Origin of the sequence: Dermabacter vaginalis, assembly GCF_001678905.1 — a bacterium.
GTDB classification, from domain to species: domain Bacteria; phylum Actinomycetota; class Actinomycetes; order Actinomycetales; family Dermabacteraceae; genus Dermabacter; species Dermabacter vaginalis.
In genome coordinates this window covers 1096428-1106916 of record NZ_CP012117.1, presented here as the reverse complement: position 1 = coordinate 1106916, position 10489 = coordinate 1096428, and the positions used below count along the sequence as shown (strand labels likewise).

The 10489-nt window shown below is 61.2% G+C and carries 9 protein-coding genes; 5 read left to right on the top strand and 4 right to left on the bottom strand.

Features of this window, described 5'->3' with window-relative positions:
* Positions 1 to 72 precede the first annotated feature (72 nt).
* Positions 73 to 1044 (bottom strand): sugar phosphate isomerase/epimerase family protein, encoded by a 972-nt coding sequence (locus DAD186_RS04735; RefSeq protein WP_065247715.1) that lies wholly within the window; start codon positions 1042 to 1044, stop codon positions 73 to 75.
* A gap of 82 nt (positions 1045 to 1126) precedes the next feature.
* Between DAD186_RS04735 and DAD186_RS04730 the strand changes: the two genes are divergently transcribed.
* A complete protein-coding gene (locus DAD186_RS04730; RefSeq protein WP_016664435.1) occupies positions 1127 to 1738 on the top strand; it encodes a thymidine kinase in 612 nt (203 codons plus the stop codon).
* A 41-nt stretch (positions 1739 to 1779) separates the two neighbouring features.
* Positions 1780 to 2634, top strand: a complete 855-nt coding sequence (pdxY, locus tag DAD186_RS04725; protein WP_016664434.1) for a pyridoxal kinase PdxY — start codon at positions 1780 to 1782, stop codon at positions 2632 to 2634.
* Between the two features lie 220 nt (positions 2635 to 2854).
* Here the strand turns inward: pdxY and DAD186_RS04720 are convergent, their stop codons facing one another.
* The gene (locus DAD186_RS04720) at positions 2855 to 3094 is read right to left on the bottom strand and encodes a hypothetical protein (RefSeq protein ID WP_065247714.1); all 240 of its coding nucleotides are present in this window, start codon (positions 3092 to 3094) and stop codon (positions 2855 to 2857) included.
* 176 nt (positions 3095 to 3270) lie between these two features.
* On the opposite strand from DAD186_RS04720, the gene DAD186_RS04715 reads away from it, so the two are divergent.
* Positions 3271 to 4770 (top strand): MFS transporter, encoded by a 1500-nt coding sequence (locus tag DAD186_RS04715; protein WP_065247713.1) that lies wholly within the window; start codon positions 3271 to 3273, stop codon positions 4768 to 4770.
* Positions 4771 to 4787: 17 nt separating this feature from the next.
* Complete coding sequence (locus DAD186_RS04710; protein ID WP_021353195.1) at positions 4788 to 5360, top strand: TetR/AcrR family transcriptional regulator; 573 nt, start codon at positions 4788 to 4790, stop codon at positions 5358 to 5360.
* Positions 5361 to 6613: 1253 nt separating this feature from the next.
* Here DAD186_RS04710 and DAD186_RS10825 read toward each other — a convergent pair.
* Both DAD186_RS10825 and DAD186_RS04700 read right to left on the bottom strand, forming a co-directional pair.
* Entirely contained in the window at positions 6614 to 6970 is a 357-nt protein-coding gene (locus DAD186_RS10825; protein WP_126845834.1) for a hypothetical protein, read from the bottom strand.
* Between the two features lie 287 nt (positions 6971 to 7257).
* On the bottom strand, positions 7258 to 8631 hold the full coding sequence (locus DAD186_RS04700; protein WP_065247711.1) for a UTP--glucose-1-phosphate uridylyltransferase: 1374 nt from the start codon (positions 8629 to 8631) through the stop codon (positions 7258 to 7260).
* Between the two features lie 51 nt (positions 8632 to 8682).
* Here DAD186_RS04700 and metG point away from each other — a divergent pair, with 51 nt between their 5' ends.
* Complete coding sequence (gene metG, locus DAD186_RS04695; RefSeq protein ID WP_065247710.1) at positions 8683 to 10479, top strand: methionine--tRNA ligase; 1797 nt, start codon at positions 8683 to 8685, stop codon at positions 10477 to 10479.
* Positions 10480 to 10489 lie beyond the last annotated feature (10 nt).

Genomic DNA, 10489 nt, shown 5'->3' with positions numbered 1-10489 from the left:
AGCGCCCCATTATTGTCCACCGAAGCACTGGAGATTTGGTGAAAAAGTGACCAGTTCAAAGGGCTTTGGCGCTCAAACGTGACTGAGTTCTCGGCGCGCAACGACGAGCGAACGTTCGATAGGGGCGAGCTTCGCGTCGAAGTTCCGGCTCGTGCCCGTCGCGATCTCCACGATGACAGACCCGCCCCATCCACGACGCGCGAGCCTCTGCAGAATCTCGGCAACCGGCTGATCCCCCTCGCCCGGCACAAGGTGTTCATCGCGCAGCGTGTGGCCTGAACCGTCGGTGAGGTGGAGGTGGCTGAGCCGATCCCCGACACGTTCGATCATCGCGAGGGCATCATCACCCGCGGTTGACGCATGAGAGAGGTCGATCGTCAGGTGGGCGTAATCCTCATCGGTCGGGTCATGATCCGGGTAATACGGAAGGGCCTCGCGCACCCCGAGGCGCCACGGATACATATTCTCGACGGCAAGCGCGATCCCGTAGCGCTCTTCGAGCTCGGCAACGATCTCCACGAAGTTCTTGGCGTAACGCCCCTGCCATCGGAACGGCGGGTGGGCGACAACCGTCGGAACCCCAAGATCCACGGCGAGACGCATCGTGTCCTCAAGCTTCTTTTTGGGGTCAAGGCCGCCTGCGAACTGCAAAAAGAAGAGGGTCGGGGCATGAAGCGACAAAATCGGCAGGTCATACACACGCGTGAGGGTCTCAAGGCGCATGGCGTCACGGGTAGCCGGGTCGAGCGAACACATGACCTCGACGCCGTCGTAGCCCGTGTGCCGCGCAGCCTGGAATGTTTCCTCGAGGCCGAGCGGGAACAGCGACGAAGTGGAAAGCCCAATGGGAATCGTGCGACCAGCGCGGGTTCTCGGGTGTGCGGCTTCGCTTGTTTCAGTTCGGCCCGCCCCATCATTGGAGTGAGAAGCGCTGGGTCCGACGCCTGCTCGGCTCCTCTCACGCCACGCTCTCGAGTTTTTTCTCGCCTGGTTCTTACGGGTGAAGACCTTTCGGCCGTTGCCACTTTTGTCGCTTGTCGTCACGCCTTCACGCTAGCAAGGCCAGGTGCACTAAGGTTGTGGAGGATATATTCACGCGCGCCGAAGGGATGCTCAGGAGGAACCGATGGCTAAGCTCCACTTCAAATACGGCGCGATGAACTCGGGAAAATCCGACACCCTTATCAAGACGGCCTACAACTACGAGGAACGCGGCCTCGGCACCATTACCGTCAAGCCCGCTGTCGATACGAAGGGCGAAGACTGGGTGCTCGCGCGCGGAGGCGCGAAGCGACGGGTCGATGTTCTCATTGAGTCCGGGCACGACCTTCGCGAAGAAATCAAAGCGTTCATCGCTGCTCGCCCTGAGCGAAACTTTCATGTCGTTCTCGTCGATGAGAGCCAATTCCTGGACCGCGATCAAATCGACCAGCTGTTCCTCGTCGCCAAGAACGACCAGATCTCCGTCATCTGCTACGGGCTTCGCACCGATTTTCTCGCCTGTCAATTTCCCGGCTCGTCGCGCCTGTTCGAGCTTGCCGACAACTTCGAGAAACTCCCCACGATGTGCCGCTGTGGGTCGCAAGCCGAGTTCAATTGTCGAAGCGTGAACGGCGCGTTCGTGTTCGAAGGCGACCAAGTAGCGATCGATGGCGCGGGCCGCGTGACCTACGAGTCGCTGTGTGGCACGTGCTACCTCGATGAGAAAGCTCAAGCGCTCGGCCCCGCTCTCTTCTAAACACCGATGTTTCCCGTTCCCAAGCCGTCAAGGAGTGACGCATGAAAATTCTGTCGATCCAATCTGCCGTGGCCTACGGCCACGCGGGCAACTCCGCGGCGGTGTTCCCGCTCCAGCGTCTCGGCCACGAAGTGTGGCCCGTAAATACAGTTCTCTTCTCCAATCACACTGGCCACCCCACATTCCGTGGCCCCGTGATCGACGCGAAGGACGTACACGAGGTCGTTCTCGGCATCGAAGAGCTCGGCATCCTCGGCGAAGCCGACGCTGTTCTCAGCGGTTATCAGGGCTCCGCTGCCGTCACTGACGTCATCCTCGATGCCGTTGAGCGCGTCAAGAAGCACAATCCACGCGCCGTGTATATCGCCGATCCAGTGATGGGCAACGCGGGCGAAGGTTTCTACGTCGATTCCGATATCCCGCCGCTCATGGCGAACAAGGTTGTTCCGGCCGCGGAGGTGCTGACTCCGAATCACTTCGAGCTGGGCGTGCTCACGGACACCGATGTGTCCACTCTCGAGGGCACCCTCACTGCTGTCGAACAACTGCGCGCCGAGGGCCCCGACACCGTTCTTGTCACGAGCGTACTCACCGATAAAACCACGCCCGGCACCCTCGAACTTCTCGTGGCCGATTCTTCCGGCGCTCACCTTATTTCGACACCGCGCCTGAAGCGCAAGGTTCACGGCAGCGGCGATGTGACGACGGCTCTTTTCACGGCACACTTGCTTGGCGGCGCCGGCCCCGTTGAGGCGCTCGAGAAAACTGCCGCGTCGGTGTTCGAGCTCATCGACCGCACCCTCAAAGTGAATGCACGTGAGCTCTTGATCGTCGAAAGCCAGGACGCGTTCGTCAATCCCGACACGAAATTCAAGGCCCACCCCCTCCCTCACTGAATTCCATAGGGGTTGTGGGGGTTTGAAACCACAGGGTTTAGGGGATATTGGCCCCTAGGTCAGTGGGGCTTTGACTCTATAGAGCCCAGGAGTTGTGATCCCAGGGCACTTGCGCGACAGAGGCCGCCTCATGAGGGTGGAGAAAAACGACGAGAGGACTCCCGAAACGGTGGCGCCTCATCTTTCTCGACCCTCGCCCCACCCCACGGGAGGCTAAAATTTAGTTTTTCTTGCGCGGTTTCGTGAGCGTTTTCTTCTCCGCGTCCGGGTTCAACGGCCCCAGCGTTTCCTTACCCCGCTCTGGAATGCCGAGATACTCCTCGGGGACCTCGTCCCCCACAAGACGCGCCTGGCGAAGATCCGAATACATCCACTTCGGTTCAGACCTCACCTGCACAGTGCCATCAATCGGCTGCCACGCACCCCCACCAACCGAAAACTCCCCACTAAAAACCGTCACCAACGACACCTCATACCACCCCTCAAACGCATACCCAAATGAGCGCCACGCTCGTAGTTACTGGCCTTAGGCGCCGTGAACAGGGAGTGACGCGGATCTCTCTCGCAGTAGACATAACTACACCATCCATCCGGTACACTTACGTTGTTCACGATTAAACGATTAAGGAGACGCGCATGTCCACGATGACGAAACGGCGACGCTGGTCGCTGCTGGTGACTGTCGGAGCGGGGCTCCTACTGATCACCCTCGACAACTCGATCCTGTACACGGCATTGCCGACACTGACCGAGGACCTTCAGGCATCAAGCACCCAGAGCCTGTGGATCATCAACGCCTACCCCCTGGTGATGGCGGGCCTGCTGCTCGGTAGCGGGACCCTCGGTGATCGCATCGGCCACACGCGGATGTTCGTCGTCGGCCTGGTGATCTTCGGGTTGGCGTCCCTGCTCGCAGCGTTGGCGCCGTCGCCCGAGGTGCTGATCGGTGCACGCGCTGTGCTCGCTGTCGGTGCGGCAGCGATGATGCCGGCAACCCTGGCACTGATCCGCACGTACTTCACGGTCGAGCGCGAGCGGAATTTTGCGATCGCGATCTGGGGCAGCCTCTCCGTGGTGGGTGCCGCGCTGGGCCCCATCCTCGGCGGAACTTTGCTCGAGAACTTCTGGTGGGGCTCGGTGTTCCTGGTGAACGTGCCCGTAGTGGCGCTGGCGCTGGTTGCTACCTGGTTGATCCGCCCGGCCAATGACCCGGATCCTTCGAAGCGCTGGGATGCCGTGTCTTCGATACTGGTGATGATCGGGCTCGTCGGAACGGTGGTGGCCATCAAGGAGATCGGCCACGCGCCCCCGTCTGTCGCGACCATTGTTGTTGCGCTGCTCGTTGCTGCCATCGGGTTCTGGCTCTTCGTGCGCCGTCAGCGGCGCCTGGAGAATCCGCTGCTGGAGTTCTCCATCTTCCTCAACCCGGCGTTCAGTGCTGGCGTGCTCGCCGCGGCGTGCGCGATGTTCGCCATCGGTGGCATCCAGCTTGTCACCACGCAACGGTTCCAGCAGGTCGTCGGCTTCAGTCCGCTGGAGGCTGGGCTTTTGGTTGCCGTGATTGCCGTGGGCTCGTTGCCGACAGCGCTCCTGGGTGGTGCCTTCTTGCACCGTGTCGGGCTGCTCGCGCTGATCACCGGTGGTCTCGCCGTCGCCACCGGCGGCGTCGTGGTGACGGTAGTCGGGTTCCAATCATCCTTCGGCGTGCTGGTTCTCGGCCTTCTGGTGACGAGTGCCGGTCTCGGAGCTGCCATGTCGGTCGCCTCCACCGCCATCATCGGGAACGTGCCGGTGCGCCGTGCAGGCATGGCCGCTTCCCTCGAAGAGGTCTCCTACGAGTTCGGCAGCCTCATCGCCGTGTCCGTGCTCGGAAGCCTGCTCACGGCCATCTATACCGCCAGTGTTGTCCTCCCCAACGGCGCACCGGCGGCGGCTGGTGACGGTATCGCCGAGGCACTGGAGGCGGCGCAGGGAGACGCCGCCATCATTCAGGCGGCCTCCACGGCCTTCGACTCCGCGTACCTCGTCGTGATGCTAGTCGTTGCCGGCGTCCTGGCAGCGGCCGCTGTCATCACGGGAGTGCTGCTGCGTCGGTACCTGCCTGGCACGCAGTCGCAGCTGCACTCCGAGCACTGACCACGAAAGGACCGCTCATGCGGACCAGCAAACGAGACTCCATCCTCCAAGCCGCCCTCCACGTTGTCGAAACCGACGGCGTCACGGCCGTCACGTACGAATCGGTGGCCGCCGCCTCCGGACTCACCAAAGGTGGGCTGCTCTACCACTTCCCCTCGAAGGACGCCCTGGTGCTCGCGCTGCACGAGCATCTTGCCGAGCGCTGGGACCACGAGATGATCAACGTCCTGGGCAAGGACCCAGACGAGGCAACGCAGGACGAGCGCGTCGCCGCCTACGCCCGCGTGAGCGCTCGCAGCGCCACTGGCCCCGAGCTGCTGTTCATGCTCGAGGCGAGCACCGACAGCGAGCTCAACAAGCCGTGGAGAAGGGTCATCTCCCGATGGATACCCGACCCTGCCGAGATTGACCCGACTGACCCTCGGGCGCTGCAGAAGATGGTCGCGTACCTTGCCGCCGACGGACTCTGGCTTAGCGAATCCGTCGGAGCCGCCCCCCTTCCGCCCGAACTGCGCGCCGCGCTGGCAGAGCACCTCGCCCACTCCGTTGCGGACGCAGCCGGAACCTCGAGCAACGCGGCGAACCGATGAGCGCATCCATCTCGCAGATCTGAACCGATCCAGGTTCGCTGCCGCTGCCTTTCGCCTTCTCAAGAGGCTGCTCGTTCGCGGCCTCGTCGAGTCAGTGCCATACAGGGGCACCCCAGCGGGACAGTTACGGCGCAGTAGTTTGCTGTTGCCAATAGGCTCGGTCTCGCCATTTTTGCGACACATCTGTCGCACTGGGTATACCCCATCGACACATCCTTACTCGGAAACGGCCTACCGGGAAACAAAGTCGTCAACACCGTCCCATCACCAAAATCCCAGATATATTTCACCGGCGTCGCCCGCACACTCACAGCTTGACCGAGCATCTCCACCTCAAAAGTCTGCACCCGAGACTCCGCCCAGACCACCATGTCCAACCCGATCGGGATCCACTCACCCGGCGGTCCCAAATGCGCCTCAAGCGGCTCCACACCAAGCGACCGAAAATCCTCCTGCGACACCACCGGCATCACAGAACCACCGCCACCCGAGCTCGAAGACGGCGACGAACACCCCGACACACGCTCCGTCCCCAAAATCGGCGCCCCCGTCGATACCTCTACCTCATGTCCCACCACAACTGACGCCCCCGGAAACGCTACCGGACACGCTGCCCGCGCAGTGCGACAAAACGACGTCACAGCAAGCAACCGAAACACATCAGGCCCACCACTACGACAACCCAAATCCCGATCACTCGCCGACACCCACACCCGCCGCGGGCCATCCGTCACCGCATCACGCTTGCCCGAAGGTTTATCCGGCGCCCGCCCATTTGACCCGCCATTAATGGGGCCTCCAGGTTTTCTACCCTCGATTGTCAAAGATCCAGTTTCAGCGACTCCATCAAAATCAATATCTGAGTTCTCTTCACCTAAGACCGGTGCCGACCAACTTGAAATGGCGATTGCCGCACCAATCAACAAGCCGAAAATTTTACCGCGAGACATCGTCCGCCCCTTTCCAAACACCCTCTTGGATCTTCCAAGATCCGTTCAGGTAACGGAGGCGAAATGCTGATGCTTTTCTTTCACCTTTAACCGTTTCACTACTTAGGCCCGGCTCTGTCACCACCACATCGTTGACGGTGTATCAATATTCCACTTGAGTGAAGTCGTCGTTAGTCTCAACGACCCAAATATCATCTTCAGAGATCTCGGCGGGCGAAATATGTTTAGACTTCTTCCGCCACCGATCTATGCCGTCAATAACACGTTGGCAATTTTCGCACTGACGGGAATCAACCACGTTCCCTAGCGGTTCCGTATCGCCCGTGGCATACCCGTAATACATCCATCAACAAAGTACCTAGCTGTCTCCTGGGCGCCCTGATCGGTTTCGTACTTTATGCCCGTGTAGTCCTTGAAATCAGGAGCCTCAAGCGCCGCGTTTTCCGGCGGAAGATTCGGCGTGCGGCCGGACGCTTCACCACCGCCATCACTGCCACCACCCGAATCTGCACCGCCAGCATCACTGCTCAGCGGAGAACTGGATGACTGCGCGGCAGGCGTCGGACCACCCGCAGACTCACCACCACAGCCCACGAACCCCGCCGCCACCACAACCGCGACACTCAACGCACCAAGAACCTGTGCCCGCCCACTCCGCATACACTCCCCCATCCAGCTCGACGCGGCCCCACTCCCCCGAGCGAGGCCTATGTCACATAGCCAACCAGACCGCTAAAGCCTGCGCAACGGGGGTTTGGAAATTGTGGAAGCTCTTCATGGGCGAAGAGAGTTTGGCGAGCCGGCATCCGCTCGACTTAGCGGCGCCTCGCCTCGGCCAGGCGCGTCAATGACGACTGGGCGGCGGCGCAGCATGGAAACGGGGGCCTGGGCGGGCCACATGCACCGCGCCAAACCCCCGCAACCCCTATGCAATTCGAGGAGGGGAACTACGGGAGGATTCCGCCCTCAGCTCCGAGGGTCACGTCACCTTCAATCCGGACGCCCTCATTGAACGTCCAATCCCCCTCAACGGTGAGCGAAGACGCGTCTTTAAGGCTCGGCGCACCACCCGGGAAACGCTTCTCGAAGTCACCCACGAGCTTGTAGGGGCTGTCGGCGAGCTTGACGAGCGGGGCCTTCTCGATGACCTTCTCAAGAGCGTAATCCTCGGTGAGCTCGTAGACATCGGAGCGCACGAGCAGCAGGTCGCTCGTTGTTTTCACCGGCAGGAAACGCGAGCGGTCCACCACAATCGCGGTCGCGCCCTCGAACACCTCGATGGCCGCTCCCATCGCCGATTCAATCTGGTAGACGGGGGTGCTTGACTTATCGGAAGGATCAACAGTCTTTTCGTTGCGGATGAGTGGAAGGCCCATGACACCCTCACGCTCGGTGAGGATCTCCTTGAGCTTCACGAGATCAAACCACAGGTTGTTCGTGTGGAAGAACGGGTGGCGGTGTTCATCGGTGAAGTACTCCATCTGCTCCGCCGGGGTTTGGGCGGTATCACGCAGGATGAGGCGGGAGTCGGATTTGCGGATCGCAAGGTGCCCGCCCTTGCGGTCTGCGGCCGTGCGGCGGCACAACTCCGCGGCGTACGGTGCACCCGAGGCGGCGAACCACCCGGCGATTTCGGGCGAAGGAACCGTGCCGAGGTTGTCCGAGTTCGAGATCGATGCGTAACGAAAGCCCTGCTCAAGAAGCGCATCGAGCACGCCCGAGGTGAGAAGCGCCGTATAAATATCGCCGTGGCCCGGCGGGCACCATTCCAGCTCCGGGTTTTCCGGGAACTCCACGGGGGTGAGGTCATCGCGCTTGAGCTTTGGCTCCTTGTTCTGGAGGAAGTCAAGCGGCAGATCCCCCACCTGAAGATCCGGGTACTTCGCGAGTACTTCGAGGGTGTCCTCGCGCGTGCGGAAAGAGTTCATAAACAAAAGCGGGAGGCGCGCTCCGGTCTTCTTACGGGCCGCGAGTACCTGCTCAACGATAATCTCGAGGAAGCTCTTTCCCTCACGAACGGGGAGGAGGGACTTCGCGCGGTCCATGCCCATCGAGGTGCCAAGGCCACCGTTGAGGTTAATGACAACGAGCTTCGAGAAAGCATCCTTCGCAACCTCGGGATCAACCTCGACATCGGCAAGTCGATCCACCTCGGTGAGCGGCGAGATCGTCTCTTCCGGGATCGAACCGGTCACGCCTTGCGCAAGCTGGTGGTAAAAATCGCTGAAGACATTGATAGCGGCTTCGGCCACGCCCGCCTCGCGCATTTTCTGCTGAGCAAGCGTGAGTCCGGTGGCATTCGTGTCGTTGTCGTAACTCATGAGTCCAGGATAAGGCGCTTCCCTCATAAAACGTCGTAGAATTGGTGCCCTATGAGTACTGTGCTTTCTGCTGTCGCCTGGCCCTATGCAAACGGACCCCGCCACATCGGCCACGTTGCCGGATTCGGTGTCCCCTCCGATGTTTTCTCGCGCTACATGCGCATGGCCGGGCACGACGTGCTCATGGTCTCGGGAACCGATGAACACGGAACCCCGATCCTCGTGGCTGCCGATCAAGAAGGAATTACGGCGCGCGAGCTTGCCGATCGCAACAACCGCGTGATCGTTGAGGACCTCGTGAACCTCGGGCTCTCCTACGACCTATTCACGCGCACGACTTCCGGCAATCACTACGCGATCGTGCAGGAAATGTTCACGACCGTGCGCGACAACGGCTACATGATCGAAAAGGTGACGCGGGGCGCAATCTCCCCGTCGACCGGCCGCACACTCCCCGACCGCTACATCGAAGGCACATGCCCGCTGTGCAAGACACCCGGCGCCCGCGGCGACCAATGCGACGCATGCGGCAACCAACTCGACCCGACCGACCTCATCGACCCGGTCTCAAAGATCAACGGCGAAACCCCGAAGTTCATCGAAACCACCCACTACTTCCTCGACCTGCCCGCACTCGCCGATGCACTCGGCAAGTGGCTCGATGAGCGCGAGGCCACGGGGCTGTGGCGCCCGAACGTGATTCGCTTCAGTCAGAACATCCTCAAGGACATCAAGCCACGCGCGATGACCCGCGACATCGACTGGGGCATCCCCGTTCCCGGCTGGGAAGATCAGCCCACGAAGCGCCTATACGTGTGGTTCGATGCCGTGATCGGTTACCTCTCCGCTTCGATTGAGTGGGCGCGCCGCACCGGCGATCCGGAAGCGTGGCGCAAGTGGTGGAACGACCCCGAGGCTCTTTCCTACTACTTCATGGGCAAGGACAACATCGTTTTCCACTCGCAGATTTGGCCGGCTGAGCTCATTGCGCACAACGGCGGCGGCAGCAAGGGCGGTGAGCCGGGAAGGCTCGGCACCCTCAATCTTCCGACGGAGGTCGTGAGTTCGGAGTTCCTCACGATGGAGGGGAAGAAGTTTTCGAGCTCAAAGGGCGTCGTCATTTATGTGCGCGATGTCCTCGAACGCTACCAGGCCGATGCCCTGCGCTACTTCATTTCCGCGGCTGGCCCCGAAAACCAGGACGCAGACTTCACGTGGAGCGAGTTCGTGTCGCGCACGAACAACGAGCTCGTTGCCGGATGGGGCAACCTCGTGAACCGCACCGCTGCCATGATCGCCAAGAACGTGGGTGAAATTCCCGCAGCTGGCGAGCTCACGGAAGCAGACAACGCCCTCCTGACGAAGATCACCGAGGGCTTTGACACCGTCGGAAACCTCATTCGCACCCACCGCCAGAGGGCGGCCATTGCCGAAATCATGCATCTCGTGGGAGAAGCGAACGCGTACGTGTCGGCGACCGAGCCGTTCAAGCTCAAAGCCGAAGAAGAGCGCCCTCGCCTCCTCACGATTCTGCATGTACTGGCGCAGGCCGTGACCGACCTCAACACGATGCTCTCGCCGTTCCTGCCGTTCTCCGCAAACCAGGTCGAGAAGGTTCTGGGCGGCACGCTCGAGATCGCGCCGATGCCACGCATCGAAGAGGTTGAGGATCTCGATGCCGACGCCACCTACCCCATCATCACGGGCGATTACACGCACGTTCCTGCGTGGGGGCATCGCGATGTCACGGTGGGCGCTCCGGTCGCAAAGCCCAAGCCGATTTTCCAGAAGCTCGACCCCAGCATTGTCGAAGAGGAGCTCGAGCGCCTCGGGGTCGCAAGCGAATAGTTCGGGAGGA